Source organism: Caulobacter sp. P1_D6 (genome assembly GCF_056406095.1).
Genome location: NZ_JBFUAW010000004.1, coordinates 26,207 through 52,652, shown reverse-complemented (window position 1 = coordinate 52,652; position 26,446 = coordinate 26,207). Strand labels below are relative to the sequence as shown.

The following is a 26,446-nucleotide window of genomic DNA, read 5'->3' as shown; positions in this document are numbered from 1 at the left end:
GGTGAAGCTGTCGAGCCCTATGCGGCGGCCTTGACCCGGTGCTCGATCGTCAGGGCGAAGGCGACGGCCGGCAGCATCAGCACCGCGCCCAGCCAGTAGGGACCGCCGATCGCCAGGCCGAACAGCGGGCCGGCCAGCATCGGTCCGCCCATGCGGGCCAACGAGCCGGCGGCCATGTTCAGGCCCAGCATGGCGCCCTGCTTGTCGGGCGGGGTGGCGCGCGAGATCAGGGCCGCGATGCACGGGAAGACCAGCGACTGGCCGAACGCGGTGCAGCCCACGGCCACCGGCACGAAGGCGCTGGTCGGGACGAACGGCGTCAGGGCCAGGCTGACGGCGATGATCGCCAGGCCCGCCGTCAGCACCTTGGCCTCGCCGAACCGGCGGGCCAGCCGGCCGGTGATCAGGCCCTGTCCGACCGAGGCGATGATGCCGATCACCGCGAAGCAGAGACCGACCTGCTTGGGGCCCCAGTCGAACCGGGCCTGGGTCCACAGGCCGAAGACCGCCTCCATGCCCGCGAAGGCGGCGGTCGAGATCAGGGTGACCAGCAGCACGCGCGACAGCACCGGGTGGGCGGCGGCGGCGGCCAGATGGTCGCGGCGGCGGATCACCGGCGCGTCCTTGTGGCTGGGCGCGCGGCTCTCGACCACGAACAGGAAGACGCCCAGCGAGGCGATCGCCGCCAGGGCCGCGGCGGTCAGCAGCGGGATCTGGAAGGCCAGGCGGCCGGTGTCGGAATGGCCGAAGAACTTGGCCAGGCCCGGCAGCAGCCCGCCCAGGGTGGGGCCGACCACGAAGCCCATGCCGAACGCCGCGCCCAGCAGGCCCATGCGTCCGGCCCGCTTCTCGGGCGGGGTGACGTCGGCCATGTAGCCCTGGATCGTCGAGATGTTGCCGCTGCCGAAGCCGCTGGCCAGGCGGATCGCGAAGGCCCAGCCGATGCTCGGGGCGAAGGCCAGGGCGATGTACGACACGGTGTTGGCCAGGATGGTGACGATCAGCACCGGCCGCCGGCCGATGCGGTCGCTCAAGCGTCCCCAGAACGGCTCGGCGATGAACTGGCCCAGCGAATAGGCCGAGAACAGCGCCGTCACCTGCCAGGGGCTGGCGCTCAGCGACTTGGCGTAGAAGGGCAGCAGCGGGATCACCAGCCCGAAACCGACCAAGTTGATGAACACCACCAGCAGCAGGACATAGAGCGCGCGCGGACTGGCGTCCGGCGATGTGGCGGTGGTCGGGGCGGCGGGCGTGGAAAGCGTGGTCATCAGGCCGCGCGGTTTACGCCTCATCGCGCGCCGTGGCGACCGCTATCTGAAATTTCAGATAGCGGTCATTTGTCGCCTCAGTTCGATGGGTTGTTCTTCTCGAGGAAGTCGACCACCGAGGTCAGCATCTGGAGGCGGGTGGCGCCGCGCGACAGCCAGTGGTCTTCGCTGGGCAGGGTGACCAGCTCGACCGGCTTGCCGGCCTTCTTCAGGGCGTCGGCCATCAGGGTGCTCTGGACGTAGGGGACGACGGTGTCGTCCTTGCCGTGGATCAGCAGCACCGGGATCTCGGCCTTGCCGGCCTGCTGAACCGGCGAGATGGCCGCCAGATCGGGGTCCTTCAGGCCGTCCGCGCCCATGAACTGCAGCCAGAAGCGCGTGGTCGAGTTGGCGCGGCCCTCGTAGAGCCGGTCCTTGTCCAGCACGAAGCGCTTGAGGTCGGCCGGCCCGGCGATCGAGGCCGCGCACCGATAGACGCCGCGGTCCAGCGTGGCCCCGGCCAGGGCCGCGTAGCCGCCGTAGCTGGCGCCGACGATGCAGACGCGCTTGGGATCGATGGTCCCCTGCTTGGCCAGGTAGCGGACGCCGTCCGACAGGTCGGTCTGCATGGCCTTGCCCCATTGGCCGAAGCCCGCCTCGACGAACGCCCAGCCAAAGCCGTCCGAACCCCGGAAATTGGGTCGCAGCACCGCATAGCCGCGCGAGGCCAGGGCCTGGCTCCACCAGTCGAAATCGGGCGTGTCGCGGGACTTCGGGCCGCCGTGCGGCAGCACCACCAGCGGCAGGTTCTTGGGATCCTTGCCGCGCGGCAGGGTCAGGTAGCCGGTGATCTCCAGCCCGTCGGCCGCCTTGTACTTGATCGGCTGGACCTTGGAGACGCCTGCCTCCGTCAGGCCCCGATAGACGTCGGTCAGGAAGCGGGCGCTCTTGGCGTTCAAGTCGACCAGGGCGTAGGCCGGACCCATGGTGGGGGAGTCGACCTCGACCACCAGCTGGCGCTTGTCGGCCGACCACGAGGCCAGCGACACCCGATCGCCGGGGAACGCCTTGACCACGGCGGCCCAGCTGGCGTGCAGCTTGGCGTCGAAGAAGGTGTAGCGGCGCTCGTCGCCGACCAGGCTGATCGCGCCCACCAGGCTGGATCCGTCCGAGGCGTGGATCAGGTTGTCGAACTTGGCGCTGTCGGGGATGACCACGTAGCTGCCGTCCTGCGCGTATTCGCGCAGCACGGTCTTGTCCTCGTCGTCCTCGTCCTGCATCCAGGAGAGCACCGAGCGGCCGTCGCGACCGACGCCTGCCAGGCCGAGCGAGCCCAGTTTCGAAACGACGCGCTCGGTGGTGACCCAGCCCTTGTCGCCCCTGATCCTCAGCGACCAGTCGCCCTTCTTCTCGTCGTATCGCGACTGCGCCAGGGGCTGACCGTCCAGCGACACGGCCCAACCGTCGGTGTCCTCGTCGCCGCCGCCGTCGAGCATGCGCGTCGCGCCGTTCTTCAGATTGACCCTGTACAGGGTGTTTTGGCCGTAGTTGTCGACGAAGTGGACGCCCTTGACGAAGGCGTAGGGCACGCCCTCGACGAAGCGCACGTCCGGCGCGCCCAGGACGACGTTCATCGCCTCCTTCTCGTTCTCCATCAGCAGCCGCTGCTTCTTGGTGACGAGATTGTAGTCGAAGGCCATCCAGTATTCTTGCTTGGGCCCGGTCAGGCCGTGGGGCTGGGCGGTGCTGGAGGTGGTGACCAGCACGTGCTCCTCGCCGGCCCATTGCACGCCGCGCAGCTTGGTCGAGGCGAAGTTCATGGCCGCCAGCAGCTTGCCGCCTTCGGTCGCCTCGCGGATCAGAAGCATGCGCATTTCGCCGTCGGTGACGGAGAGCGCCAGCTTGCTGCCGTCCGGTGAAATCTCGACCTGCTCGACGTTGGGCAGGCGCCCGTAGACCGAAAGCGGCGGGGCCTCGGCCCAGGCTGCACTGGTCATGGCTATACCGGCCGTCATGACGGCCAAGACACTCTTCAACACGCGAAGCTCCCCCAAACTGCGCCCAAGCTAGCAAAGCTCAGCGTACTGTCGAGCTTGTTCTCACCGTGGGGTTGCGCCGGCGGCCGTCGCGCGAGGCAAAGAAAACGCCCCGGCCTTGCGGGCSGGGGCGTTCTGCAGAGCTTGGCTGGAAGCCTTAGCGCGGCGCCAGGATCATGATCATCTGGCGGCCTTCCATGCGCGGCTCGTATTCGACCTTGGCGATCTCGTCGAAGTCCGCCTTGACCTTGAGCAGCAGCTTCATGCCCAGTTCCGGGTGCGCCATTTCCCGGCCGCGGAAGCGCAGGGTCACCTTGACCTTGTCGCCTTCCTCGAAGAACCGGGTCATCGACTTGGCCTTCACGTCGTAGTCGTGAATGTCGATGTTGGGGCGCAGCTTGATTTCCTTGAGCTCGACGATCTTCTGCCGCTTGCGAGCCTCGTTCTTCTTCTTCTGCTCCTGGAACTTGAACTTGCCGTAGTCCAGGATCTTGCAGACGGGAGGGTTCGCGTTGGGAACGATCTCGACCAGGTCCAGGCCAGCTTCCTCGGCCGCTTCGAGCGCGGCGGAGATCGGCATCTCGCCTTGCTTCTCGCCGTTCTGGTCGATCAGCAGGACGCGAGGGACGCGGATGTCATCGTTGATACGCGGACCATCCTTGACGGGCGGCGTTTGCATAGGACGGCGAATAGGGCGGCTCCGGTGTTGTTTAAGGGCTTTTGCCACCGGACGTGTCGATCCGGGGGCGTATCGTTGAATGAGTTCGCGCGGAGTCCAGGGGACGCCGCGTTCGCAAGTGATATATGACGAAGGAGTCCCGCGCTATCAAGGCGCATGCGTACGAGAGGCCCGTCTTTTAAGGGTTTGGGCGCGCCAACAAGGGATCGGGGAGCGAAACGTCGGGGTCGGGTCGACCTTCATTTCCAATCGTGACCCGTTTTCGCCGCCATGAGCACGCCGACTTCCGCCGCCCGCCACACCCCGATCGAGGACGTTCACGCCCTGCTGATCGGCTCCAGCTTCATCGCCGTAGGCCTGACCCTGCTGAAGGCGGCCGGCCTGTCGACCGGCGGCGTCGCGGGCGTGGCGCTGATCGTCTCGTACCTGATCCACTGGCCGGTCGGGGTGCTGTTCTTCCTGCTGAACATCCCGTTCTACGTGCTGGCCCAGCGCACCCTGGGCTGGACGTTCACCGGCAAGACCCTGGTCACCAACCTGCTGCTGGCGGGGCTGGCCCTGGGCATGCCGGCCTGGCTGAAGATCACCACGGTCGATCCGGTCTTCGCCGCGATCTTCGGCGGAACGATCATCGGCATGGGCATCCTGGCCCTGGCCCGGCACAAGTCCAGCGTCGGCGGCATCGGGGTTCTGGCGCTGTGGCTCTACGAAAAGCGCGGGATCAGCGCCGGCAAGGTGCAGATGGCCTCGGACGTGGTGATCGTGGGGGCGGCCTTCGCGGTGATGTCGTGGGACAAGCTGCTGCTGTCGATCCTCTCGGCCGTGGCGCTGAGCGTGGTGATCATCGCCAACCACAAGCCCGGGCGATACGAAGGGTACTGAAATACCGTTCCGGATACCGACGATATTCCACTGTCAAGATTGGTTAATTTATTGTAAAGCTAAGCAGAGCCGCACGCCGTCGCGGGCGCTGTGTTGGCTCGATCAAGGCCGCGCGTCGGAAGCCTGTGGCCCTGGTCCTTTTGGGGGATGGGGACGTGCGGAAAGTTCATCTGATCATTGCGGCCGCGTGCGCGGTTCTGGGCGCGACGGCGGTCTATGCGGCCGATCCGCTGGGTATGATGTCCAAGGGCAGCGTCTGGAGCGCGACCAACGCGCTCAAGAGGCTGGTGGCCGCCGACAATTCCCCCATGAACCGGTTCAACCTGGCGACCGGCTACCAGCGCACCGGGCGTATCGAGCAGGCCCGCGGCCTCTACCGGGAACTGCTGGTCGACGGGCAGGCCACCACCGCCACCTCGACGCCTTCCAGGGACGCCCCCTCGCGGGTCTTCAACGTGGCCGACGAGGCCGCCTCGCGGCTCGTCTATCTCGATTGGATGAGTTCCGAAGCGACGCGGCGGGTCATGGCGCGCAACCAGGGAGCCGTTTCGGCCGACGTCGTCGGCGTCGACGCCTCGACCACGGTGGGTGGTCCGACCTATGGCGACGTGTCCGACGAGGCGGCGAAGAATCTCGATCGGCAGGCGCGTCGACGCGCGTCTTACTAGCCCGTCACCGTGTCGAGCGATTATTTACGAATCATAGTGAACTAAAACCTTCACCGCACGCTCCTGTTTCCGGAACAAGTCTTCACACGTCGGAAGCCTGTGAAAATTTGAAATTTGGAGGACGGAAAAGTGCGGAAATTCCACGCTATGCTTTTGGCTGCCTGTGGCGCCTTGGCCTCTACGGCGGTTCATGCTCAAAATAGTGCAAATGCACTAACGTCAGACGCAGCGGTCACTCAGTCTCAACCTGTGGCCGAATCCGATGCCTTGAAGATGATGGCTCAGGGCGATGACTGGGCCGGGACCAACGCCTTCAAGAAGATCGTGGCCAAGAAGGGCGGTCCGGTGGATCGGTTCAACCTGGCGACCGGCTATCAGCGGACGGGCCGGCTCAATCAGGCGAAGGCCCTCTATACCGATCTGCTGGTCGACGGCCGAACCACGATGATCTCGGCGATCCCCATCGGCGGTCTCGGCGGGCGGACGTTCAACGCCGCGGACGAGGCCGCGTCGCGTCTGCTCTATATCCAATGGCTGCAGTCGGGCGGCGTGCGAGCCAAGTCGGCTTTGGGCGTCACCTCGGCGGACCAGCTGGGCGTCCCCGCCGCCACGATCGAAGGCGGTCCGCGCGGCGAGGTCACCGACGCTCAGGCCGTGGCGCTTGATCGCCAGGACCAGGGCCAGGGCGTGACCCCCTGAAAAGGGTCTAGCGCGGCAGCAGCGCGATCGCGGCGCTGGCCACGGTGCTGACCGGCAGGGCCTTCAGGTCCGGCGAGCGGATCACCGCCACGTGGCCGCGCGGCCCGCACAGCTCGGGATCCGAGGCGTCGGAGAACAGGGCGATGGTCGGCGCGCCGGCGGCGGCCAGCAGGTGGGTCGGGCCGGTGTCGTTGCCGACGGTCAGGGCCGCCTTGGCGCCCAGCACGGCCAGTTGCGCGAAGTCGGTGCGGCCGGTCAGGTCGCGGGCCTGGCCCACGGCCTTCTGGATCTGGCGGGCCATGGCGCTTTCCTGCGGGCCGCCGATGATCACGATGTCCAGCCCACGCGCCTTCAGCAGCGCCGCGAGTTGCGCGTAGCTCTCGGTCGGCCAGCGTTTCTCGGGCCGGTGGGCCGAGCCGCCCGGCACCAGCAGCACATAGGGCTTGGCCGCCGTCGCGCCGGCCACCGGCCGCGCTTCCTTGGTGCGGCGCAGGATCCACGACAGGTCGGGGGCGGGCGCGCCGCCCGGCTCGGTCGGGGCGTCGGGCCAGATGCCGGCCTGCTTCAGCTGGTCGGCCTGCCGTTCCAGCGTGTGCATGTGGTAGCGGGCCTTGCCGCGCTGGGGCAGCGAGCAGCCCGCCGCGATGCCCGACCATTGCGGCGCGAACGGTCGCAGAGCCTGGAAGTACCAGTTGGTGCGGCTGTTGGTCTGCAGGTCGTAGACGCGGTCGTAGCGGGCCTTGCGCAGCCGGCCGAGCAGGGCGGTCAGGTCGCCGAAGTCGCTGGGACGCCCGTCGGTCTCGACGCTGTTGAAGTAGGGCGACAGCTTGGCCAGGGCTTCGAAGGGCGGGGTGGTCAGCAGCGTGATCTTGGCGCGCGGATGGGCTTCGCGGATCTTCTTCATCGCCGCCAGGGCCAGTACGAAATCGCCGAGGGCGCCCAGCTTGATCACCAGGACCTTCTTGATTTCCTTGCTCAACTTTTCGTCTCCAGAACGCGTGCGTAGACCTTGAGCGTTGCTTCGACCATCGCGTCAACAGAATACAATTTTCGAGCGCGCGCCCGGGCGGCCATGCCCATGACCTGGCGTCTGGCCGCCCCCGTTTCGCAGGCGTTGGACAGGGCTTCGGCCCAAGCCTCGGCGTCGCCCGGCGCGACCAGCCAGCCCGTCTCGCCGTTGATCACGGTCTCGCGCGCGGCGCCGTGATCGGCGGCCATCACCGGCTTGCCCATCACCTGCGGTTCGACCGCGGTTCGTCCGAACGCCTCGGGCTCCAGCGACGGGGCGATGGCCAGGTCGGCGACCAGATAGGCGGCCGGCATGTCGTCGCAGTGGCCCACCAGCTTGACGCTGTCCTGCAGCCCGGCCTGGGCGATCATGTGCTCCAGCTCGGCGCGATAGGCCTTGCGTCCCTGGTCGTCGCCGACCAGCAGCAGCAGGAAGCGGGCGTCGGAGACCGCCTTCAGCCGCGCCATCGCCTCGATGACCAGGGCCTGGCCCTTCCAGCGGGTCAGGCGGCCGGCCAGCAGCACCTTCAGCCGGCGATCCTCGGGCGACACGCCCCAGGCCTCGCGCAGCGCCTTGACCCGTTCGGCCGAGACCAGGCCGGGCTCGAAGCGGGTCAGGTCGACGCCGCGCGGAATGGCCACCACGCGGTCGGCCGGGATGCCGTGCTCGGCGATCACATGGGCGCGGGTGTATTCGGAATTGGCGATCACCAGGTCGCCCTTGGTCATCACCGCGTTGTACCAGCGCTTGAGGCTGGACTTGGCGTTGTAGACGCCGTGGTAGGTAGCCACGAACGGCACCTTGGTGGCGTGCGCGGCCCACAGGGCGCTGAAGGCCGGGGCGCGCGAGCGGGCGTGGACCAGGCTCACCTTCTCCCGACGGATCAGGTCGATCATCCGCGCGGCGTTGCCCAGCATGATCAGCGGGTTCTTGGACTGGGCCGGCATCTGGGCCAGGCGGCCGCCGTCGGCCTCCAGGCGCGCGGCCATGCGGCCGCCCTTGGTGGCGACCAGCGCCTTGCCGCCCTGGGCGATCACGCCGTGGGCCACGTCGATCGTCGTCTGTTCCGCGCCGCCGGTTTCAAGCTCCGGGGTCACCTGCAGAAGAGTGAAATCGTCGGGGAGGATGGACACGCGTTGCTCTAACGAGGTTAGGGGGTCGTAGTTATCGAAATGAACAAGGCGGCGCCATGACCGATTCCCTTCAGCACCTCGTTCGCAACGACAATCTGCGGTTGGCGTACCGCATCGTCCACGGAACCCAGCCCACGGTTGTGTGGCTCGGCGGATTCCACTCCGATATGACCGGGACCAAGGCCCAGGTCCTGGCCGAGCAGGCCCAGGTCGCCGGCGGCGGCTACCTGCGGTTCGACTATTTCGGTCACGGCGAGTCGGACGGCGACTTCGCGGACGGCACGATCAGCCGCTGGCGCGAGGACGCCCTGGCGGTGATCGACGAACTGACCGAGGGGCCGCTGGTGCTGGTGGGCTCGTCGATGGGCGGCTGGCTGGCCTGCCTGGCCGCCATCGCCCGTCCCGACAGGGTCAAGGCGCTGGTGCTGATCGCCCCCGCGCCCGACTTCACCGAGAAGCTGATGGAGCCCGAGCTGTCGGTCGAGGCCAAGGCGGCGATCGCCCGCGACGGCCGCTGGATCCGGCCTTCGGAATACGACGACGGCGGCTATCCGATCACGCGCGAATTGCTGGAGGACGGCGCGCGGTGGTCGATCCTGCCGGGCCCCGTGCCGATCGACATGCCGGTGCGCGTGCTGCAGGGCGGCGCCGATCCCGACGTTCCCTGGACCCACGCGCTGGAATTGGCCAACGGCCTGACCTCGGACGACGTGGTCTTCACCCTGATCAAAGACGGCGATCACCGGCTTTCAAGGCAGCAGGACCTGGAGCGGCTGGTGGCGGCCGTTGGCGAGGTCAGGGCCCTGGCTGCGCCTGAAGAGGGGGGCGACCTCGTCGCCCGCCGCATCGCCCGCGCCGCCCGCATCCGCAACGCTGCCGGCGTCGAGGCGGTCGGGATCACGCCGCTTGCGCCCCTGTCCGATGACGATTAGCTGGGCGACATTCTGGGGAAGGGGTGAATGCTGGCTCGAAAGATTGTGTCCATCCATCCGGGGATCGTCCTGATCTTCTGGATCACCTTGGCCCTGGCTACGCCCATCCTGATGACGATCTTCGGTGGGATGACTTCCATGCTCGTCGTGAACGCGTTGACGCTGGTCGGCGGCGCCTGCTGGTGCGGATGGACCTGGGCGATCCGAATGGCGGCCCTCCAGGAGACCCCTGACGATGCGACGCCCCCGCGCGCCTGGCTGCATCTGCTGCCTCTCCTGGTGTTTCCCCTCGTCTTCATCCTGCCCGATGGGGCGCAGGAGATGGGCGGGCTCCCGGCCGTCGCGGCGAATCTGGCGGCTATTCTGATCTTTGGAAGCTCGGCCTTCTGTCTTTGGAAGACCGCCGAGGCGCTGGAGCGCATGGTGGCGCGGGGCGAGGCTCCGTCGAAGTGGAAGATCTTCAACACGACGGTGCTGGTCGGAATGATCTATGTCGCGCCGTTCATCGTCGCCCGGCGGTTCTCGGCGCGCGCGAAGCTTGATGAGGCGGTCGCCGCCTAGCGTCCGCCCGCCAGGATCGCCGCCAGGCCTTCGCGGTAGGTCGGATATTTCGGCCGCCAGCCCAGCTCGGCTTTGGCCAGGGCGTTCGAGACCCGCTTGTTCTCGGCGTAGAAGCGGCGGGTGGCGGGCGACAGGCCCAGTTCGTTGAATGGCAGGTCCGGTGGCACCGCCACGCCCAGCAGGCTGGCGGCGTGCTCCATGACGTCCTGCGGCGGGGCCGGCTCGTCATCGACCAGGTTGTAGACGCCGCCGGCCCGGGGACGGTCCAGCGAGGCCAGCAGGCCCGAGACGATGTCCTCCAGGTGGATGCGGCTGAACACCTGGCCCGGCTTGACGATGCGGCGGCCTTCGCCGGCCCGCAGGCGGTCCAGGGCGCTGCGCCCGGGGCCGTAGATGCCGGGCAGGCGGAAGGTGGTCACCGTTAGGCCCATGCCGCGCCCGACCTGCCGCCAGTCGCGCTCTGCCCCGACCCGGCGCGCGCCCTCGACCGACTGGGCCTTCAGCGGCGAGCTCTCGAACACCCAGCGGCCCTCGAAATCGCCATAGACGCCGGTGGTCGACAGGTAGCCGATCCAGTCGGGGAAGGCTTCGGCGGCCGCCAGAGCGGGGATCGTCGCCTCCAGGCCCGGACAGCCGTCGACGGTGGGCGGGGCGGTGATCAGCACGGCGTTGACGCCGACCAGGGCGGCGGTCATCGCGGCGCGGTCTTCGGCGTCCACGGGCTCGATCCCCAGCGCGCGCAGTTGCGCCGCGCGGTAGGCGTCCCGCGCCGTCGCGGCGACCTCCCAGCCCCTGGCCATCAGCGCCTCGGCGAAAGCCCGGCCGACATAACCCAATCCGAACACGAACAGACGCAAAAGGCTCAAGTCCCCGAAATGAAGGGAGGATTGAGCGCGTAAAACGTGCGTTCGCGCAAGTGGGGTTCCTCCCCCTGCTGGGGGAGGTGCTATGCGTTGTCCACAATGACGCGCCCGAACCGGCGTCAGACCGCTTGCCAACCGCAAGGCGCTCTGCCATAAGCCGCCTCCTCGTCGCGGGGCGCTGTTTTCAGCCTCGCCGATGCGGGCGTAGCTCAGTGGTAGAGCACAACCTTGCCAAGGTTGGGGTCGAGAGTTCGAATCTCTTCGCCCGCTCCATTCTCCGGTCTTCCGGCGGTGGAACGAGACCCGAAATATCCCGGATGCGGGCGTAGCTCAGTGGTAGAGCACAACCTTGCCAAGGTTGGGGTCGAGAGTTCGAATCTCTTCGCCCGCTCCAATTTCCCTCCCAGAATTTGAAGTGACGCATCCGGTGGGCAACTGATAGCCCTAGGGAACTCGTTGCGTGGGCCGCCGTTGCTGATCGGTGATCATCCTGCTCGGAGCGGGTGGGACTGGGGATGCGGGACAATGACTGACTTCAAGCTCGGAAAAACGCAGGCGGCCCGCGCGGCGGTGCTCGCGACGCTGCTGATCCTGACGGGGGCCGTTCAGGCGCAGGCCGAACAGGCCAAGCCTCAGTACCCGACCCGGAAACCCGCGGCCGAGGCCCCAGCCGAGAAGCCTCTCAAACACGTCACGCCGCCTGCCTCGTCCACGACTCCGGCAAGCGCAGAGCCGAACGATGGCGGCTGGACCGAGGTCCGCAAGAAGTCCGTGAACATCGGCACCCAGCCCGTGCGCGACGTCGGCATCATGAAGCGCCAGGTCCCGCCGATCCTGGTCAAGGCGCAGAACGATCCCTACAGCCTCAAGGGCCTGAAGACGTGCAAGCAGCTGTCCGGCGAGTTGACGGAGCTCAACGAGGTGCTGGGCGCCGACTACGTGGTCGGCAACGAGGTCAAGGAGAACCGCGCCGGCAAGCTGGCCGAGGCCGGCGGCAAGACGGTGATCAACTCGATCATCCCGTTCCGCGGCCTGGTTCGGGAGGTCACGGGCGCGGCCCCGGCCGACCGTCGCCTGAACGCCGCCCTCGACGCGGGCTACGCCCGCCGCGGCTTCCTTCGCGGCGTGCACGCCAACCGGGGCTGCAAGACGACGTTCTAGCGCCCGCCTTCTAGCAACGCGCGATTCCTGATCTAACCCGCACAGACCTGCGGGGAGTTTTCGATGTCCAAACGCGTCCTTCTGGGCCTGGCCCTTGCTCTGGCCCTGAACGGCGTCGCCGTCGCCGCGACATCGACCGCCGCAGACAAGCTGGCCCAGGCGGTCAAGGCCTATGAGGCGGCGGGGGCCGGCGAGGACGACGGGGAGGGCGGGGCGGACGAGGCGTCGCGGTTCAAGTTCCCGCCGGTGGGGCCCAAGGCCGACATCGACCGCAAGGCCCTGCTGACCTCGGCCCGCCAGTCGCTGGACGGCGTCGACCTGGCGGCCTTGACCCCCGATCAGCGCCTGACCCACGCCATCCTGAAATGGAGCCTGGACGAGCGGCTGGAGGGCCTGTCGTTCGACGAGGCGCGGATGCCGTTCAGCACCGACGGCGGCTTCGACGTCATCCTGCTGTATCGCGCCAACGGCATGCGGCTGAAGTCCGAGGCCGAGGCCAGGAAGTGGATCGCCCTGCTGGCCCAGGCGCCCGATTGGTATGCGGCCAATATCGCGGGCGCCCGGCGTGGGGTGGCCAGCGGCTTTGTCCAGGCGGTCCCGACCGCCCAGGCCGTGCTGGACCGCGCCCGCCGCACCGCCGCCACGCCCCTGGCCGACGAGCCGCTGCTGGCCCCGCTGCGGAACCTGCCCGCCAGCATCCCCGCCGACCGCCAGGCCGCCCTGCTGGCCGAGGGGACCCAGGTGGTGACCGACAAGGTCGCCCCCGCCCGCGCCGGCTTCGTGACCTTCATGGAGACCGAATACGTCCCGCACGCCGCCAAGAGCCTGGCGGTGTCGGACCTGCCCGACGGCCAGCGCTACTACGCCTTCCTGGTGCGCCGTCACACCACCACGACCATGACCGCCGACCAGGTCCACGCCCTGGGCCAGTCCGAGGTGGCGCGGATCCGGGCGCGGATGGAGGTCGTGATGAAGCAGGCCGGCTTCCAGGGCGACCTGCCGGCCTTCATCGCCTATCTGCGCAAGGATCCGCGCTTCTACGCCACCAGCCGCCAGCAGCTGCTGGAGAAGTCCAGCGAGATCGCCAAGCGGGCCGACGACCAGCTGCCGGCCCACTTCGGGACCCTGCCGCGCCTGACCTACGGCGTGCGGCCGGTGCCGGCCAGCATCGAACAGGGCTACACCACCGGCCGCTATTTCGGCGGCGACCCCAAGACCGGCCGGGCCGGCGGGCTGATGATCAACACCTCTGCCCTGGACCAGCGGCCGCTCTACGAGTTGCCCGCCTTGGTGCTGCACGAGGGCGCGCCCGGCCACCACATCCAGACCGCCCTGGCCCAGGAGCAGACCGGCGTGCCGGAGTTCCGCAAGACCGTCTATTTCAACGCCTATGGCGAGGGCTGGGGCCTCTATTCCGAGTGGCTGGGCGAGGAGATGGGGATCTATCGCGACCCTTACGAGCTGTTCGGCCGGCTGTCCTACGAGATGTGGCGCGCCTGCCGGCTGGTGGCCGACACCGGAATCCACGCCAAGCACTGGACGATCGACCAGGCCAAGGCCTGCTTCCTGGACAACACCGCCCTGTCGCCGACCAACATCGACGTCGAGGTGGCCCGCTACGTCTCCTGGCCGGGCCAGGCCCTGGCCTACAAGGTGGGCGAACTGAAGATCCTGGAGCTGCGCCATCGGGCGGAGAAGGCCCTGGGCGACAGGTTCGACGAGCGGGCCTTCCACGACGCGGTGCTGCTGAACGGCTCGCTGCCGCTGGCGGTGCTGGAGGCCAAGATCGACGCGTGGATCGCAGACCGGAAGAAGGCCGGTTAGTTCGGCGGGGCGAAGTCGGGCTTGGCGAAGATCATCGGGTCCAGGGAGGCTTCGGCCGGCAGGTCGGCCGTGCTTCCATCGCGCAGAAAGGCGTAGACCTTGGCCGCCAGCTCCGGACGGGTTCGCAGCAGGGCGAAGGTTCCGTTGTGCTGCGCGCGGTGCAGGACGATCGCGCGGCTGTTCGGGAAATAGGGCAACATGGACAGGGTGTTCTCGATCGGGGTCGAGGTGTCCCAGTCGCCTTGCACGAACACGATCGGCGTAGGGTCGAGCACCGGCTTGCGGAAGGCGTCCCCCGCGTCGGGCGTCGGCCACTCGCCCTTGGTCGCCAGGTAGCCGGCGAAGTTCCAGGCCCCGAGCATCGGCAGCGCCGGATCGCTCCACAGCAGGCGCTTGCGGGCGTCCGTCATGTCCAGGCCGACGTTGATCAACGGATTGATCAACGCCCGTTTTTCGGAAGCGCGCCAGCCGACGGCGTCCCTGGCCCAGTCCTCGTAGCGCTGATGATAGGCCGAGAGCACGAAGCGCGGGAAGGTCGAGGCGTCGGCTGAATAGGTTATCAGCGCCAGCTGGTAGTCCTCCGCGCCCAGGACGATGCGGCGCGTCTGGCCGTCCTCCGTCGTGGTTTCGACCGTCACCGGGCTTTGGGCGAGTCGCTCGCGGGTGGCGTGCATGGCGGCGATGAGGCCGCCTGGTGGCAGATAGGGCTTCAGGCCAGGGTCCTGGTCGGTCTCGACGGCGATCCGCTGCAGGGCGGCGAACACCTGGGACGGCATGTCGTAGCCCTGGTCTAGGGGTTCGGCGGACGAAATCACCGCGCGCGCAATGCGGCCCGGATGGGCCTTCATGACGGCAAAGGCCCATTGCGAGCCGAAGCTGGCGGCGACGAGGCTGATCTTGTCGTAGCCCAGGGCGCGCCGCAGGTCGTCGACGTCGTCGGCGATCTGGGTGATCGAGTAGCCCGCCAGGTCGGCGTTCGGATAGGCCGCCTGGGCGCGGCGCGCCAGATCGCGGGTGATTTCGATGTCCTGCGCCGTCGTCGACGGACGGTCGAGCGGCAACGCGCCGCTGTCGATCTCCATCAGATCGCCGCGCAGGGTGCAGCCGCGCTGCTCGATGACCACCAGGTCGGCGACCTCGGCGTAGGCCCGCCAGGCCTTGAGGCGGCGCCGGGCGAGGTCGTCGTGGTCCAGCACGATGTCCAGCATCGTGACGCCAGGGCCGCCGGCCAGCAGGAAGATCGGCGGCGCGCCGGTCGTATGCGTCGCCTTGATCCTGGCGAAGCCCACCCTGATCAGCCGGCTGTCGGCCTTGTCGCGGTTTTCCGGCACGTAGAGCGTGCCGATCTCATAGGGCGTCGCAAGTCCGTCGATCGTGGTGGCGACGGCGCTTTCCGTCACGATGTCGCCGGCCCGTCGTGGCTGCGCCTGGGCGGAAGCCGCCGCCAGGGTCAGGAGCGCCAGGGCCAAAATGGAGAGCGCGGCGAGCGGTTTCATGGTGCGATCTTCCCTGAAAGGGTTGCGGAAGGTTCGCCGAAGATATCTTCATGTCAAGATATCTTCGGCGAACCGCAAGGAGGGCACGGCCATGGCGAAGGATGACGGGGGCGGGGATCTGGTCGATCGCCTGCAGGAGGACTGGGCGCGAGAGCGTCCCGAGCTCGACGTCTCGGCCATGGCCGTCGTCGGCCGTCTGCTGCACCTGGGACGGGCGCTCGAGGCGCGGGCCAACGCGGCGCTCAAGCCGGTCGGGCTGGCCTATACCGACTTCGACGTCCTGGCGACCTTGCGGCGGGCCGGCGAGCCGTTCCGCCTGACGCCCACCGCGCTGCGCCGCTCGGTGGTGCTGACGTCCGGCGCGATGACCGCCTGCCTCAACCGCCTGGAGGCGCAGGGCCTGCTGACGCGCGAGCCCGACGCCGAGGACGGGCGCGTCCTGACCGCCCGCTTGACCCCGCAAGGCCTCGCCCTGGTCGATCGCGCCGCGGCGCTGAGGTTTCAGGAAGCCGCGGAGGCGCTGAGGGGGCTGACGCCCCGGCAGGCCGAGGATCTCTCCAATCTGCTGCGGACATTGAACCTGAGCCTGGGCCGCTAGAAGCCGCCGCCAAAACCCCCTATCACCGCGACAAACAGGGGACCCATCAATGGCGCGCATCACCGTCCTGGGCGAATGCATGGTCGAGCTGTCGCCGGAGGGCGAAGGGCTGCACCGGATGGGGTTCGCGGGCGACACCTTCAACACCGCCGTCTACATGGCGCGGCTGGGTGACGCGGTCGCCTACTGCACGGCCCTGGGCAAGGGCGATCCGTTCAGCGACGGGGCCCTGGCCGCCATGCGGCGCGAGGGGCTGGACACCGCCCTGGTGCGCGAGGCCGAGAACCGGCTGCCGGGCCTGTACGCCATCGTGCTGGACGAGAACGGCGAGCGGAAGTTCCACTACTGGCGCGAGCGGGCCCCGATCCGCGACCTGTTCTCGCAGCACACCGCCGACCAGCTGATCGCCGCCGCCAAGGCCAGCGACCTGGTCTATCTGTCGGGCGTCACCCTGGCGGTGATTGGCGACATCGGGCGGGCGCGCCTGAAGGACATTCTAGCTTACGTCCACTCGTTGGGCGTGGCCGTGGCGCTGGACTTCAACTACCGCCCGGCCCTGTGGGCTTCGCCGGAAGCGGCGCGCGAGGCGCTGGACGGCGTCGTGCCCTCGTGCCGCTACGTGTCGCTGAGCAGCGAGGACAGCCGGCCGCTCTACGGCCGCGAGGCCGAGGACCTGGCCGCGGAATGGGCCGCCCCAGGAACCGGGTTTGGGGCCGAGGTGGTGGCGCGCGACGAGAGCCACGCGGTCAACGTCCATACGCCTGATGGCCGGATCGCCACCCCGGCGCCGGCCCGGGTCAAGGCGCTGGACACCACCGGCGCGGGCGACAGTTTCAACGCCGCCTACCTGTCCTCGCGCCTGGCCGGACTGCCGGTCGAGACGGCCGTGGCGCGCGGTCACGAACTGGCCGCGGCGGTGGTCACGAGCAAGGGCGCGATCATCCCGAAAGCCTCGACGCCCGTTTGGTCGCGGGGATAGAGCGGGGTCGACGTTAACGCAATCAAAGGTTTATATTCCTACTAGACGCGCGTAATAGGAAAGTTATCCTCACCCCTGGAATATCGACCTAGGATTCGGGTTGAGGGCGTCACGGGGACGCCGTTCGCAGGGGGAAGCCGATGCTGGCTCAAGCTCTCGAGGATCTTTGGGCCATCTCGCCCGACCCACGCCGCGACAAACTGACGGCCGCGTTCATAACCCACGCGGTGGCCTTGGCCACCGGAGTCTCGCCCGCCGACATCGCCTCGGCCAAGCGGACCAGCAAGGCGGCGGCCCGGGCCCGGCAGATCGCCATCTACCTGGCGCACGTCAATTTCAACTGGCCGCTGATCCGGGTGGCCTTCGCGTTCAACCGCGACCGCACCACCTGCGGCCACGCCTGCCACCGCATTGAGGACATGCGCGAGAACGCCGCCTTCGACGCCCGGATGAGCGTGCTGGAGGCGTGCATCAAGCAGGCGCCCGAGAGCATTCCGGAACTGACTCAACTGGGGGCGGACCGATGAGCGGCGGGGCGAACGGCGCGTTCGAGAGGGCGCTGGAGGCCGAGCACCTGGCGAGCCGCGCCGAGCGGCTGCTGCGGCGGCCGGGCGCGCTGATCGAGGTCAAGGGCCTGGGCTATGTGGTCCGCTTCGGTCCGCGGCGGCGGGCCATGCTGACCGTGGACGAGCCCGCCTTCCGCATGCTGGCCCGCGACGGCGCCCTGGCCGTGCGTCGCGAGGGCGGCTGGCGGCTGGTCAAGCCGCTGGGCCCGCCGAAGCCGCCGCCGGGACGTCCGGGCGTGATCGAGGGCGAGCGCGTGGTGATCGAGGGCAGCGACCAGCACGTGGTGCTGCGGGCCAATCTGGGCGAGTCGCCTCTGGCGTGGCTGGCGCGACGGGGCGGGCTGGAAACGGTGGAGATCGCGGCCGGCGAGCGGCTGCGCGAGGACTTCCAGAAGGCCGGGACCGTGGGCCGCTTGACCATGAACTGGGACGCCCAGCCGCGCGGCGAGGGCGGCGGCCAGGTCCTGGAGCCGGCGCTGCGCGCGAGGGCCGCCAAGGACCGGATCGCGGCGGCGCTGGCGGCCGTGGGGCCGGGCCTGCGCGAGATGTTGGAACGGGTGTGCCTGGCCGAGACCGCCCTGCAAGTTGCCGAGCGCGAGCTGGGCCTGCCGAGACGGGCGGGCAAGACCGTGCTGAAGTTGGCGCTGCAGCGGTTGGCGATGCACTACCGGATGGTTTGAGGGCGCCAAGAGCGCCTTTCCCTCCCCTTCATGGGGAGGGTGGCCTCCGAAGGAGGTCGGGTGGGGCTTGCTGACTCAGCGGACCCCACCCACCAGCTTCGCTGGTCCCCCCTCCCCATGAAGGGGAGGGAAGAGCATATCTTTGGGCGCTCTAACCGCGACCTAGTGCTTCAGCATGTGCTTGATGTCGCGCATCTGGTCGTGGCCCGACTTTACCGAGGTCCAGGCCTTTTCGATCGCGGCGCGGGTCTGGGGCTGGACGTCGGAGTCCTGCAGGGCCTTCTCGAACTTGGCCTTGATGTAGTCCTCGCCGGACTCGACCTCGTTGACGACGGCTTCGTCGCCCTTGGTCAAGCTGTCCTTCAGATTGACGAAGGCGCGGTGGGCGGCGGCCAGGATGGTGCCGTCGTCCTTGGCCTCGCCGCCCAGGCGGCGGACCTCGTCCTGCAGCTCCGACGCCACCGAGCGGCGCTCCTGGGCGCGCTGGGTGAACAGGGTCTTGAAGCGGGCGCCGTCGGCGTCCTTGGCGGCTTCGGCATAGCCGTCGGCGCTGTCGATGGTGGTCTCGACCAGGCTGTTGACGAGCTTGATGTGGTCTTCGTTGGTATGGGCCATGGAGGCTCTCCTTGAATGGGGCCAGAAACGGGGGACCGGCCTAACGCGGGGCGTCGGCGAAAGGTTCGAAGCGTGGCCTTACTTGGCCAGCTTGGAGCCGAAGAAGCTCCAGGCCGTGGTGGCCGCGGCGATGGCCGGGGCGCGGGTGCGGCGGTTGATCAGCAGGGCGGCCACGAGGCCGGCCCCGATCACGGCGACCGCGACCGGCACCTTGTAGCCGGCCAGGGTGACCTTGCCCTCGGCGTCGGGCGTCAGGGCGTAGTCGGCCGGCGGGGCCGGAGCGTACGGATCGGCGCCGTAGGTGTTTTCCGGCGACTTGTTGAACAGGCCCGAGATCTTGTCGGACAGGCTGGACAGCAGGCCCTGGCGAGCAGCGGCGGGCGTGCCGTAGGAGGCGTCATAGGCGGCCATGGGAGGCTCCGTCAGATATGGGAGCCTCGATAACGCGGTGGCGGCGGGGACGATCCGTTCGGACTTGTCGGATCGGGCGGCCAGCTAGACTATGAGGTATGTCGGAAAGTCTCGTGGACGCCTTGTTGAACGTGCTTCTCTCCCTGGTCGTCATCGGGGTGTTGGCGGCGAAGTGGGCCCCGGCGTTCTTCAGGAGCGGGTCCGACGCGCCCCGGATCAAGCGTGACTACGAGGCGAATCGAGCGCGCGTGACCAGCATCGAACCGGCGGGAATCCAGCTGGGCGGCCGATCATCGCCGAGCTATCGGAAGTACGAAATCGTCGTCGACCATCCGTTCAAGGGCCGGCGCGGCTATCTCGTGGGCGTTCAGGCGTCGGTTCTGTCCGGCGACCTTGATCTCAAGCTGTACAGGGAGTGGCGTTCCTAGTCGTCCAGGCGTGGAGCCGGCGGCTCCATCACCGCCCCCACATGGGCGATGCCCAGTTCCTTGGCGCGGGTCGCCTGGCGGTGGCGTTCGGCGTAGCGGGCCTTGGCCTCGTCGTCGCGGGCGTCGTGGCAGGCGGGGCAGGAGACGCCCTCGACATAGTGCTCGGAGGCGCGGTCCTCGGGGCTGACCGGCATGCGGCAGCCCCGGCACAGGGCGTGGGTTCCGGGCGTCAGGCCATGGCCGACCGCCACCCGCTCGTCGAACACGAAACACTCGCCGTGCCAAAGGCTGGCCTCGGCCGGCGTGGTCTCCAGATAGTTCAGGATGCCGCCCTTCAGGTGGAAGACCTCGTCCACGCCTTCGCTCTTGAGGAACGCCGTCGACTTCTCGCAACGGATGCCGCCGGTGCAGAACATCGCCACCTTGGGCGGCGCGGCCGGGTCCCAGGTCTGGCGGAAGGCGCGGAACCAGGCGGGGAAGTCGCTGAAGCTGGCGGTCTTGGGGTCGATCGCGCCCTCGAACGTGCCGATCGCCGCCTCGTAGGCGTTGCGGGTGTCGATCACCACCACGTCGTCGCGGGCGATCAGGGCGTTCCAGTCGGCCGGCTCGACATAGGTCCCGGCGTTGTTGACCGGATCCAGGTCGCCGGCTCCCAGGGTGACGATCTCGCGCTTGATCCGCACCTTCATGCGGTGGAACGGCATCGTCTCGGCGTCGGCGAACTTCAGCTCCAGCGTGTCGCAGCCGGGCAGGGCGCGGATGTGGTCCAGCACCTGGTCGATCGCCTCGGGCGTGCCGGCGATCGTGCCGTTGATCCCCTCTCGGGCCAGCAGCAGCGTGCCCTTGACGCCCAGGCCGCAGCACAGCTTCGACAGCGGCCGCATGATCGTCAGCGGGTCGGCGAAGGTCGTGAAGCGATAGAGGGCGGCGACGCGGAAGCTCATGGAGCGGCTGATAAGCGCAGGTCGGCGGCTTCTCAAGCGTCAGTGGAACTTTCAACCCATGGACGCGCTTACACCGGCATGAGCATTCTGATCGTCATCGTCGTCGCCCTCGTGCTGCTTGGCCTGGCTCTTTACGCGGTCCAGCGCAGCCCCATTCCGTCGCCGGTCAACTGGCTGTTGCAGCTGGTGCTGATCATCATCGCGATTTGGTTCATCGGGACGCGCGCAGGGTTCTTCTGAACCTAGCGAGGCGCGCGGGAGGGCGGTTAGCCCGCCAGCGCGCCGGCATCCCGCTGGATTCGCGCGACCATCGCCTTCAGTCCGTTCGACCGCTGTGACGACAGCGCCTCCGACAGGCCCAACCGGGCCATGGCGGCGGCGGCGTCGAAATCGACGATGTCTCGGGCCGGGCGGCCCGAATAGAGCCGCATCAGGATGGCGATCAGCCCGCTGACGATGTGGGCGTCGCTGTCGCCCCTGAAAAGGACAGTGCCGTCCGCCTGCGGCTCGGTCACCAGCCACACCTGGCTGGCGCAGCCGCGCACCTTGTTGGTCTCGGAATGCTCGGCCTCGCTGAGCGGGGCCAGCTCCTTGCCCAGCTCGATCACGTAGCGATAGCGCTCTTCCCAGTCGCCGAGCAGTTCGAACTCGTCGGCCAGTTCGTCGAGGGCGGCGTCGATAGAGCGTTGCATGGGCGGGACTTAGTGCGGCGGCGCCGAAAGGGGAAGACCTTTACGGCCGCGCGCGCGCCATCGAGGTCCGCGCCGTGGCTTCCGGCAGGGTGACGATGGCGGTGAAGCCCTCGCCCTGCGCCGATTTCAGCCGCAGGCTTCCATCCATCGCCCGGGTCAGAAGGTCGACGATCGGCAGGCCCAGGCCCGCGCCGCCGGAAACCCGGGTCAAGGTGGCTCCGCCCTGTTCGAACGGGCGGACCAGCCGGGCCAGGTCGGCCGGGTCGGCGCCTTCGCCATGGTCCCGGACCGCGACCTCGACAAAGCCGCCGTCGATTTGCCGGGCCTCGATCACCACCAGCCCGCCCTGCGGCGAGTGGGTGATGGCGTTCTGCAGCAGGTTGGTCAGGATGGTGCGCAAGCCCCGGCCGTCGGCCCGCAGGCAGGGCAGGGTTCCGACCTCGGGGGCGACGATGCTGATCCCGCGGGCCGAGGCCTCGCCGCGCAGCTGCAGGATCACGTCCTCGACGGCGTCGTCCAGGCTCTCCTCGCCCAGGTCCAGGTCGGTGACATGGCCTTCCAGGCGGGCGATCTCGACGATCTGGTTGACCAGCCGCAGCAGCTTCAGGCCGCTTTCGTGCACCAGGCTGGCGTATTCCTTGTACTGCGGCGCGCCCAGGGGGCCGTACAGCTCGCAGGACAGGATCTCGGAAAAGCCGATCACTGCGTTCAGCGGCGTGCGCAGTTCGTGGCTGACCATGCGCAGGAACGAGCGCTTCTGTTCGTCCAGCGCCTGCTGGCGTCGCGCGCGCGCCGCCGCCCGCCGAAAGGCGGTGGTCTGCGACATCAGGCCCGTATCGGCGCCGGCGCTTTCGCGCGGCGTCTCGGCGGGGCTCGATGCGTCGGTGATCGCCGGTGGCGGCATCAGGGACTCCCGGACCTTCTGTCCGTAACTTCGATGGGCCAGAATGAACCAAGGCGCTTACGAATCCGTTTCCGTCCACAAGAAGCTCTGGCGTTAACGATCGCGCGCCGATTGTGCGGCCTTGGGAGACTCCCCGGCCCGCGTTAAGCTTTGACGACGAAGACTCACCGAAAGGGATTCTCGCGGCCTTGCCCATCGACGGCGCCCCGCTCCAGACCGGCTCCAGGCCGGGTCCGGCCTCGTCCACGACGACGGCCTTCGGCGCGGCGCATCTGTGGCGGCTGGGCTGGCTGGCGACCGTGATCTTCGCGACCGGCGCAGCGGCCTTCACGCCCGGCGTCGTCGGCCTTCCGATCTGGCTGGCCCTGGCGGCCGGCGCGCTGCCCGCCTTGGCCGCCCTGGCCGTAGGCGACCGCCGCGACGAGCGCCTGCAATCGCTGATCCTGGTCCTCTGGGCCACCTGCGGCGCGGGCGCGGCGGTGGTGACCGGCGGCGTTTCGGGCGCGATGAGCGCCTGGATCCTGGCCCCGGTGGCCGCCGCCTCGACCCTGTCTTCCCCCCGACGCCTGGCCGAGGGGGCCAGCCTGGCCCTGATCGGCGGCGCGGTGGCGGCCCTGACCCAGCTGTCGGGCCTGGCCCCGCCCGCGCCCACCGGCCCGCTGGCCTTCATCCTGGGCTTCCTGTCGGTGGCGACGGTCGGCGTCGGCCTGGCCTCGGGCCTGATCCTCACCCACCGCCGGGCCGGCGAGCGGGACAACCGCAACGTCGGCGAGCTCAACACCCTTCAGACCCTGGTCGACGGCGCGCCGCAGCTGCTGCTGGTCATCGCCGCCAACGGCCGGGTCAAGAGCGTGCGCGGGGCCGCCCCACGCGGCGTGGCCACGGTCAGCCTGGTCAACGAGGGCTTGGCCTCGGTCGCGATGGCCGGCGACCGCCAGAAGGTCAGCGCCGCCCTGGCCGCCGCCCTCGACGCCGGCGAGGCCAGCGTCGCCTTCGCCCCGCTGCTGGACCCGACTCGCACCGTGTGCCTGGACCTGCGCCAGGTGTCGCCCGACCTGCTGGTCGGCGTCATGCGCGACGCCACGATCGACAAGGCCCGCGAGACCGCCCTGCAGCAGGCCCGCGCCGAGGCCGAAGGCCTGGCCGCCGGCCGCGCCCGCTTCCTGGCCAATATGAGCCACGAGCTGCGCACGCCGCTGAACGCCATCATGGGCTTCTCTGACATCATGCGCGCCCGGATGTTCGGCCCCCTGACCGACCGCTACGGCGAGTACGCCGAACTGATCCACGAAAGCGGCCGCCACCTGCTGGACCTGATCAACGACGTGCTCGACATGTCGAAGATCGAGGCCGAGCGGTTCGAGCTGCAGCGCGGCGAGTTCGACGCCCGCGAGGCGGTGACGGCGGCCATGCGCCTGCTGCGTGTCCAGGCCGACGCGGCCGGGGTGCAGCTGCGCGGCGTGCTGCCGCCGGGCGAGCTGGAGGTCGACGCCGATCGCCGGGCCCTAAAGCAGATCGTGCTGAACCTGGTGTCCAACGCCCTGAAGTTCACCCCGCGCGGCGGCCAGGTGACGGTCACCGCCGACGGCCACGACGGCGAGTTCGAGCTGGTGGTCGCCGACAGCGGCGTCGGCATTTCCCCCGAGGACCTCGAGCGCCTGGGCCGCCCCTACGAGCAGGCCGGCGGCGTCGACCAGCGGGCCAAGGGCACGGGCCTGGGCCTGTCGCTGGTGCGGGCCTTCGCCAAGCTGCACGGCGGCGAGATGAATATCGAAAGCCGCCTGGGCGCCGGGACCAGCGTCTCGGTGCGCATGCCGGTGCTGCTGGGCGTTTCGCGCCCGGCGATGGAAGCGCCGCTGCTGGAGCCGCTGTCGTTGTCGGAGGTCGAGCCGGAAGAGGCCGAGCTAGGCCCGAACGTCGTGAAGTTCGCCCCGCCGCGCTGAAAGCGCGGTCGGGCCCTCCCCCCGTGGGGGAGGTGTCGGCGAAGCCGACGGAGGGGGGCGTGATCGGCAGGCGGCCTCAGTCTGGATCGAAGACCCTAAAACTCCCCCCCCACCGATCGCTGCGCGATCGCCTCCCCCACAGGGGGAGGGGCCTACGCCTACCGCAAGAAAGCCCGCCCAGCCGCGAAATCCCCGACCTCCACATACGCCCGCCGCACCACGTCCACGCCGCTGCGGCTGGTGAACACGAACTCGACCGTCGCGGCCTCGCGCGGGTCCAGGCGGCTCATGGCGTCGGCGGCTTCGTGGGGGAAGCGGAACGACAGGCCGGTCTTGGCGCCGGTCGGCAGCAGCGTGACGGGGGCGGTGTCGCGGGTCTCGGCGCCGAACACCCGGCTGGCGTTGCGCGGCGCGGCGTTGGCGGCCAGGCCCTTGGCGTTGCGGGCGTTCAGATATGGGCCCTGAGTGCGCAGCGTGTCGCGCAGCACCAGGCGGGCGGTGTAGGGCTGGGCGTTGTCGGCGAAGGTCGCCACCGCCAGCATGTCGTTGGCCCGGCCCGACAGACCGAACACCAGCCGGTCGCCGCCGAAGCCGGCCGGCTGCGACAGCCGCCAGACCGGAATGGTCGCCGAGACCGAGCGGTCGGCCTGCCACGCGGCGCGGTCGCCGGGATAGTTCATCCGCAGCATGGTCGAATAGCCGTCGAAGGCCTGGCGCACGCGGCCGGCGGCCGTCTGCAGGTCCTTGGAGCCGCACGCCGCCGCGCCGGCCTTGGCGCGGGCCCGCTGTTCGACCGCCTGGACCTGGACCTCGCTGGCGCCCGAACGCAGGGTCGCGCCGCGCGCCTGGGCGCGGGCGGCGTCCAGGGCCGAGCCCACGGCGGGCTTGAACAGCCGGCAGCGCGCGTCGGCCGAGGTCATCAGCGTGCGTTCGTAGAGCTGGTCGGCGGCCGTGGCGGCATGGGCCTGACTCGACGCGCCGAGCCCGGCGGTCGTGACGAAAATCCCTAGCCACCGCGCCATCCGACCCCCAAGGGTCTTTCTTGACGTCATAATCTCGTATTCTGCGAGAGCGGTTTCAGCAGGCAGCCTTAGGGCGCCGAGGTTGCGGTTCGGTTAGCGATGCTACTTTCGACGGACATCTGGGTCGGTGCGCTGATCCGCCGCGCCGAACTGGGCGGCGCCTTCGCCATGGTGGCCCGCAAGGGCGACCCGCGGGCCGGAGCCGTGCTGGTCAAGGCTGTCGACCGTCGGGCCAACACCGCCAAGCTCTACAGCGAGGCCACACGGGGCGACGGCGAGCGCTTCTGGATGCAGCCGGTCCGCTCGGACTTCGAGCCGGATCTGGACGCCTACGCCGAACGCGCCGCGCGGATCGATCCGGACATCTGGGTGATCGAGATCGAGGATCGCGAGGGGCGGCACTTCCTGACGGAGCCGGTGGAGGCGGATCCCAAGGGCTGACGATGATGTAACTCAAGAAGCGACTGTCATCCCGGACAAGGCCCGAAGGGCCGCCGATCCGGGACCGCCGGAAGCGCGGAGTTCACGCGTCGGTCCCGGATCTTCGCGCTGCGCGCTCGTCCGGGATGACAGCCGTTGTGGCGCCTATTCCCGCCGGAAGGTCGCCACCAGCACGTCGCGCCGCGCGGGCCGGCCCGGCTCCAAAGGATGGATCGCCGTCACCCCGTGCAGCACGCGGTGGTCGTCGAGGAACACCGTGTCGCGCGGCTGTTCCAGGGTGAAGGCCCCCAGGCGGGCGCCGTCGTTGGCGAAGATGTCGGTGACGCCGCTGGCCACGTTGTGGCGCTCCACCAGCATGACGATCACCCAGTCCACGCCGTCGCGGTGCGCGCCCTCGGGCGTGGGTAGGCCCGCCTCGCCTTCGCCGGCCTCAATGCGGAATTGGTGCAGCTCCACGTGCCAGCGCGCGGGCGGATCGATCGTCAGGGGATGGAACAGCGCGAGGCCGGCGGCCAGCACGCCCCGGGTCACCGGGTGGTCGGCGATAGCGTCCTGGACGGGCTCGAACCAGCGCTGCACCCCGCCGTTCAGGCCGTTGTAGTCGCGGCTTTGATAGTGCGGCTGGTGCGGCTTGCGCACGACGCCGCCGGGTGACGCCGAAAAGGCCGCGAACCGCCGCCGGCGATATCGGCCGCCGTCGGCCATGAAGCGGTCCAGGCCCAGGTCGTTCCAGCTGTCGGCGAAGGCGTCCCACCCGGCCACGGCTTCGGAGCCGAGCAGGGCGTCGGTTTCGACCGGCGGGACGCGGCAGAAGCCGGTCTCATGCAAGGCAGCGATGATGTGGGGCGGGATCAAGCGCTGCCTCCGGCGGAACGAGGCCTCCACATGGGGCGCCGCGGCCCTCGCGCCAAGCCTTGTTCCGTGTCCCCGCATTTATCCGGGCGTCTCATTTCCCACGCCGTTAACCCTGATCCTAAACCGGACCGAAAGCTCGATGCGGCAGGGTGCCACACGTCTCCCCGACCTCCCCGTC

At 69.0% G+C, this 26,446-nt stretch carries 29 protein-coding genes and 2 tRNA genes; 17 read left to right on the top strand and 14 right to left on the bottom strand.

From position 1 onward, the window contains the following. Positions 1 to 17 precede the first annotated feature (17 nt). From AC1DYP_RS02330 to infC, 3 genes are all read right to left on the bottom strand, one after another. Positions 18 to 1,268: an MFS transporter gene (locus tag AC1DYP_RS02330; RefSeq protein WP_477044960.1), complete on the bottom strand. Its 1,251-nt coding sequence runs from the start codon at positions 1,266 to 1,268 to the stop codon at positions 18 to 20. Positions 1,269 to 1,345: 77 nt separating this feature from the next. Then, a complete protein-coding gene (locus AC1DYP_RS02325; RefSeq protein ID WP_477044959.1) occupies positions 1,346 to 3,244 on the bottom strand; it encodes an alpha/beta hydrolase family protein in 1,899 nt (632 codons plus the stop codon). Positions 3,245 to 3,440: 196 nt separating this feature from the next. Beyond that, complete coding sequence (gene infC / locus AC1DYP_RS02320) at positions 3,441 to 3,962, bottom strand: translation initiation factor IF-3 (RefSeq protein ID WP_007672122.1); 522 nt, start codon at positions 3,960 to 3,962, stop codon at positions 3,441 to 3,443. A 270-nt stretch (positions 3,963 to 4,232) separates the two neighbouring features. On the opposite strand from infC, the gene AC1DYP_RS02315 reads away from it, so the two are divergent. The 3 genes from AC1DYP_RS02315 to AC1DYP_RS02305 all read left to right on the top strand — a co-directional run bounded on the left by AC1DYP_RS02315 (position 4,233) and on the right by AC1DYP_RS02305 (position 6,211). After that, positions 4,233 to 4,844 (top strand): YitT family protein, encoded by a 612-nt coding sequence (locus AC1DYP_RS02315; RefSeq protein WP_477044958.1) that lies wholly within the window; start codon positions 4,233 to 4,235, stop codon positions 4,842 to 4,844. Positions 4,845 to 4,999: 155 nt separating this feature from the next. Continuing rightward, a complete protein-coding gene (locus AC1DYP_RS02310) occupies positions 5,000 to 5,512 on the top strand; it encodes a hypothetical protein (RefSeq protein WP_477032084.1) in 513 nt (170 codons plus the stop codon). A gap of 276 nt (positions 5,513 to 5,788) precedes the next feature. Further along, the gene (locus AC1DYP_RS02305; RefSeq protein ID WP_477044957.1) at positions 5,789 to 6,211 is read left to right on the top strand and encodes a hypothetical protein; all 423 of its coding nucleotides are present in this window, start codon (positions 5,789 to 5,791) and stop codon (positions 6,209 to 6,211) included. Positions 6,212 to 6,218: 7 nt separating this feature from the next. On the opposite strand, the gene AC1DYP_RS02300 is transcribed toward AC1DYP_RS02305, so the two are convergent. Together AC1DYP_RS02300 and AC1DYP_RS02295 are read right to left on the bottom strand one after the other, a co-directional pair. Beyond that, the gene (locus AC1DYP_RS02300) at positions 6,219 to 7,190 is read right to left on the bottom strand and encodes a glycosyltransferase family 9 protein (RefSeq protein ID WP_477032082.1); all 972 of its coding nucleotides are present in this window, start codon (positions 7,188 to 7,190) and stop codon (positions 6,219 to 6,221) included. Next, a complete protein-coding gene (locus AC1DYP_RS02295; protein ID WP_477044956.1) occupies positions 7,187 to 8,353 on the bottom strand; it encodes a glycosyltransferase family 4 protein in 1,167 nt (388 codons plus the stop codon). The genes AC1DYP_RS02300 and AC1DYP_RS02295 overlap by 4 nt, the downstream gene beginning before the upstream one ends. 56 nt (positions 8,354 to 8,409) lie before the next feature. Between AC1DYP_RS02295 and AC1DYP_RS02290 the strand changes: the two genes are divergently transcribed. Beyond that, positions 8,410 to 9,285, top strand: coding sequence for an alpha/beta hydrolase (locus AC1DYP_RS02290; RefSeq protein ID WP_477044955.1), 876 nt, complete (start codon positions 8,410 to 8,412; stop codon positions 9,283 to 9,285). Positions 9,286 to 9,312: 27 nt separating this feature from the next. After that, entirely contained in the window at positions 9,313 to 9,846 is a 534-nt protein-coding gene (locus AC1DYP_RS02285) for a hypothetical protein (RefSeq protein WP_477044954.1), read from the top strand. On the opposite strand, the gene AC1DYP_RS02280 is transcribed toward AC1DYP_RS02285, so the two are convergent. Beyond that, a complete protein-coding gene (locus AC1DYP_RS02280) occupies positions 9,843 to 10,703 on the bottom strand; it encodes an SDR family oxidoreductase (RefSeq protein WP_477045022.1) in 861 nt (286 codons plus the stop codon). The genes AC1DYP_RS02285 and AC1DYP_RS02280 overlap by 4 nt on opposite strands. A 204-nt stretch (positions 10,704 to 10,907) precedes the next feature. Between AC1DYP_RS02280 and AC1DYP_RS02275 the strand changes: the two genes are divergently transcribed. From AC1DYP_RS02275 to AC1DYP_RS02260, 4 genes are all read left to right on the top strand, one after another. Continuing rightward, a tRNA-Gly gene (locus tag AC1DYP_RS02275) sits at positions 10,908 to 10,982 on the top strand. A 46-nt stretch (positions 10,983 to 11,028) separates the two neighbouring features. Further along, positions 11,029 to 11,103: transfer RNA gene (locus tag AC1DYP_RS02270), tRNA-Gly, on the top strand. A 131-nt stretch (positions 11,104 to 11,234) separates the two neighbouring features. Continuing rightward, positions 11,235 to 11,870, top strand: a complete 636-nt coding sequence (locus tag AC1DYP_RS02265; protein ID WP_477044953.1) for a hypothetical protein — start codon at positions 11,235 to 11,237, stop codon at positions 11,868 to 11,870. Between the two features lie 63 nt (positions 11,871 to 11,933). Next, complete coding sequence (locus tag AC1DYP_RS02260) at positions 11,934 to 13,694, top strand: DUF885 domain-containing protein (protein ID WP_477044952.1); 1,761 nt, start codon at positions 11,934 to 11,936, stop codon at positions 13,692 to 13,694. Here the strand turns inward: AC1DYP_RS02260 and AC1DYP_RS02255 are convergent. Then, a complete protein-coding gene (locus tag AC1DYP_RS02255; protein ID WP_477044951.1) occupies positions 13,691 to 15,190 on the bottom strand; it encodes an alpha/beta hydrolase in 1,500 nt (499 codons plus the stop codon). The two genes, AC1DYP_RS02260 and AC1DYP_RS02255, sit on opposite strands and share 4 nt — an antisense overlap. Before the next feature lie 91 nt (positions 15,191 to 15,281). Here AC1DYP_RS02255 and AC1DYP_RS02250 point away from each other — a divergent pair, with 91 nt between their 5' ends. From AC1DYP_RS02250 to AC1DYP_RS02235, 4 genes are all read left to right on the top strand, one after another. Next, on the top strand, positions 15,282 to 15,788 hold the full coding sequence (locus AC1DYP_RS02250) for a MarR family winged helix-turn-helix transcriptional regulator (protein WP_477044950.1): 507 nt from the start codon (positions 15,282 to 15,284) through the stop codon (positions 15,786 to 15,788). A gap of 49 nt (positions 15,789 to 15,837) precedes the next feature. After that, entirely contained in the window at positions 15,838 to 16,767 is a 930-nt protein-coding gene (locus AC1DYP_RS02245; RefSeq protein ID WP_477044949.1) for a sugar kinase, read from the top strand. 140 nt (positions 16,768 to 16,907) lie between these two features. After that, on the top strand, positions 16,908 to 17,294 hold the full coding sequence (locus tag AC1DYP_RS02240) for a helix-turn-helix domain-containing protein (protein ID WP_477044948.1): 387 nt from the start codon (positions 16,908 to 16,910) through the stop codon (positions 17,292 to 17,294). Further along, positions 17,291 to 18,013, top strand: a complete 723-nt coding sequence (locus AC1DYP_RS02235; RefSeq protein ID WP_477044947.1) for a DUF6456 domain-containing protein — start codon at positions 17,291 to 17,293, stop codon at positions 18,011 to 18,013. The genes AC1DYP_RS02240 and AC1DYP_RS02235 overlap by 4 nt, the downstream gene beginning before the upstream one ends. 162 nt (positions 18,014 to 18,175) lie before the next feature. Here the strand turns inward: AC1DYP_RS02235 and AC1DYP_RS02230 are convergent, their stop codons facing one another. Beyond that, positions 18,176 to 18,628, bottom strand: a complete 453-nt coding sequence (locus AC1DYP_RS02230) for a PA2169 family four-helix-bundle protein (protein ID WP_477032071.1) — start codon at positions 18,626 to 18,628, stop codon at positions 18,176 to 18,178. 78 nt (positions 18,629 to 18,706) lie between these two features. After that, entirely contained in the window at positions 18,707 to 19,039 is a 333-nt protein-coding gene (locus AC1DYP_RS02225; protein WP_477044946.1) for a hypothetical protein, read from the bottom strand. 113 nt (positions 19,040 to 19,152) lie between these two features. Between AC1DYP_RS02225 and AC1DYP_RS02220 the strand changes: the two genes are divergently transcribed. Continuing rightward, complete coding sequence (locus tag AC1DYP_RS02220) at positions 19,153 to 19,467, top strand: hypothetical protein (RefSeq protein WP_477044945.1); 315 nt, start codon at positions 19,153 to 19,155, stop codon at positions 19,465 to 19,467. Here AC1DYP_RS02220 and trhO read toward each other — a convergent pair. After that, positions 19,464 to 20,411: an oxygen-dependent tRNA uridine(34) hydroxylase TrhO gene (gene trhO / locus AC1DYP_RS02215; RefSeq protein WP_477044944.1), complete on the bottom strand. Its 948-nt coding sequence runs from the start codon at positions 20,409 to 20,411 to the stop codon at positions 19,464 to 19,466. The genes AC1DYP_RS02220 and trhO overlap by 4 nt on opposite strands. Positions 20,412 to 20,489: 78 nt before the next feature. Here trhO and AC1DYP_RS02210 point away from each other — a divergent pair, with 78 nt between their 5' ends. Beyond that, on the top strand, positions 20,490 to 20,651 hold the full coding sequence (locus AC1DYP_RS02210) for a hypothetical protein (RefSeq protein WP_477032067.1): 162 nt from the start codon (positions 20,490 to 20,492) through the stop codon (positions 20,649 to 20,651). A gap of 26 nt (positions 20,652 to 20,677) precedes the next feature. On the opposite strand, the gene AC1DYP_RS02205 is transcribed toward AC1DYP_RS02210, so the two are convergent. Next, positions 20,678 to 21,103, bottom strand: a complete 426-nt coding sequence (locus AC1DYP_RS02205; protein WP_477044943.1) for a SufE family protein — start codon at positions 21,101 to 21,103, stop codon at positions 20,678 to 20,680. 40 nt (positions 21,104 to 21,143) lie between these two features. After that, positions 21,144 to 22,007, bottom strand: a complete 864-nt coding sequence (locus AC1DYP_RS02200; protein WP_477044942.1) for a sensor histidine kinase — start codon at positions 22,005 to 22,007, stop codon at positions 21,144 to 21,146. Between the two features lie 188 nt (positions 22,008 to 22,195). Between AC1DYP_RS02200 and divJ the strand changes: the two genes are divergently transcribed. Continuing rightward, on the top strand, positions 22,196 to 23,950 hold the full coding sequence (divJ, locus tag AC1DYP_RS02195) for a cell cycle sensor histidine kinase DivJ (protein ID WP_477044941.1): 1,755 nt from the start codon (positions 22,196 to 22,198) through the stop codon (positions 23,948 to 23,950). Positions 23,951 to 24,108: 158 nt separating this feature from the next. Here the strand turns inward: divJ and AC1DYP_RS02190 are convergent, their stop codons facing one another. Then, positions 24,109 to 24,972, bottom strand: a complete 864-nt coding sequence (locus tag AC1DYP_RS02190; RefSeq protein ID WP_477044940.1) for a hypothetical protein — start codon at positions 24,970 to 24,972, stop codon at positions 24,109 to 24,111. 99 nt (positions 24,973 to 25,071) lie between these two features. On the opposite strand from AC1DYP_RS02190, the gene AC1DYP_RS02185 reads away from it, so the two are divergent. Further along, positions 25,072 to 25,413, top strand: a complete 342-nt coding sequence (locus AC1DYP_RS02185) for a DUF1491 family protein (protein WP_477032062.1) — start codon at positions 25,072 to 25,074, stop codon at positions 25,411 to 25,413. A gap of 144 nt (positions 25,414 to 25,557) precedes the next feature. Here the strand turns inward: AC1DYP_RS02185 and AC1DYP_RS02180 are convergent, their stop codons facing one another. Continuing rightward, a complete protein-coding gene (locus tag AC1DYP_RS02180) occupies positions 25,558 to 26,298 on the bottom strand; it encodes a 2OG-Fe dioxygenase family protein (protein WP_477044939.1) in 741 nt (246 codons plus the stop codon). Positions 26,299 to 26,446 lie beyond the last annotated feature (148 nt).

Coding starts and splice junctions, on each gene's coding strand:
- AC1DYP_RS02330 (WP_477044960.1), bottom strand. CDS start 1,268: ATGACCACGCTTTCCACGCCCGCCGCCCCGACCACCGCCACATCGCCG.
- AC1DYP_RS02325 (WP_477044959.1), bottom strand. CDS start 3,244: ATGACCAGTGCAGCCTGGGCCGAGGCCCCGCCGCTTTCGGTCTACGGG.
- infC (WP_007672122.1), bottom strand. CDS start 3,962: ATGCAAACGCCGCCCGTCAAGGATGGTCCGCGTATCAACGATGACATC.
- AC1DYP_RS02315 (WP_477044958.1), top strand. CDS start 4,233: ATGAGCACGCCGACTTCCGCCGCCCGCCACACCCCGATCGAGGACGTT.
- AC1DYP_RS02305 (WP_477044957.1), top strand. CDS start 5,789: ATGGCTCAGGGCGATGACTGGGCCGGGACCAACGCCTTCAAGAAGATC.
- AC1DYP_RS02290 (WP_477044955.1), top strand. CDS start 8,410: ATGACCGATTCCCTTCAGCACCTCGTTCGCAACGACAATCTGCGGTTG.
- AC1DYP_RS02285 (WP_477044954.1), top strand. CDS start 9,313: ATGCTGGCTCGAAAGATTGTGTCCATCCATCCGGGGATCGTCCTGATC.
- AC1DYP_RS02265 (WP_477044953.1), top strand. CDS start 11,235: ATGACTGACTTCAAGCTCGGAAAAACGCAGGCGGCCCGCGCGGCGGTG.
- AC1DYP_RS02260 (WP_477044952.1), top strand. CDS start 11,934: ATGTCCAAACGCGTCCTTCTGGGCCTGGCCCTTGCTCTGGCCCTGAAC.
- AC1DYP_RS02255 (WP_477044951.1), bottom strand. CDS start 15,190: ATGAAACCGCTCGCCGCGCTCTCCATTTTGGCCCTGGCGCTCCTGACC.
- AC1DYP_RS02250 (WP_477044950.1), top strand. CDS start 15,282: ATGGCGAAGGATGACGGGGGCGGGGATCTGGTCGATCGCCTGCAGGAG.
- AC1DYP_RS02245 (WP_477044949.1), top strand. CDS start 15,838: ATGGCGCGCATCACCGTCCTGGGCGAATGCATGGTCGAGCTGTCGCCG.
- AC1DYP_RS02240 (WP_477044948.1), top strand. CDS start 16,908: ATGCTGGCTCAAGCTCTCGAGGATCTTTGGGCCATCTCGCCCGACCCA.
- AC1DYP_RS02235 (WP_477044947.1), top strand. CDS start 17,291: ATGAGCGGCGGGGCGAACGGCGCGTTCGAGAGGGCGCTGGAGGCCGAG.
- AC1DYP_RS02230 (WP_477032071.1), bottom strand. CDS start 18,628: ATGGCCCATACCAACGAAGACCACATCAAGCTCGTCAACAGCCTGGTC.
- AC1DYP_RS02225 (WP_477044946.1), bottom strand. CDS start 19,039: ATGGCCGCCTATGACGCCTCCTACGGCACGCCCGCCGCTGCTCGCCAG.
- trhO (WP_477044944.1), bottom strand. CDS start 20,411: ATGAGCTTCCGCGTCGCCGCCCTCTATCGCTTCACGACCTTCGCCGAC.
- AC1DYP_RS02210 (WP_477032067.1), top strand. CDS start 20,490: ATGAGCATTCTGATCGTCATCGTCGTCGCCCTCGTGCTGCTTGGCCTG.
- AC1DYP_RS02205 (WP_477044943.1), bottom strand. CDS start 21,103: ATGCAACGCTCTATCGACGCCGCCCTCGACGAACTGGCCGACGAGTTC.
- AC1DYP_RS02200 (WP_477044942.1), bottom strand. CDS start 22,007: ATGCCGCCACCGGCGATCACCGACGCATCGAGCCCCGCCGAGACGCCG.
- AC1DYP_RS02190 (WP_477044940.1), bottom strand. CDS start 24,972: ATGGCGCGGTGGCTAGGGATTTTCGTCACGACCGCCGGGCTCGGCGCG.
- AC1DYP_RS02185 (WP_477032062.1), top strand. CDS start 25,072: ATGCTACTTTCGACGGACATCTGGGTCGGTGCGCTGATCCGCCGCGCC.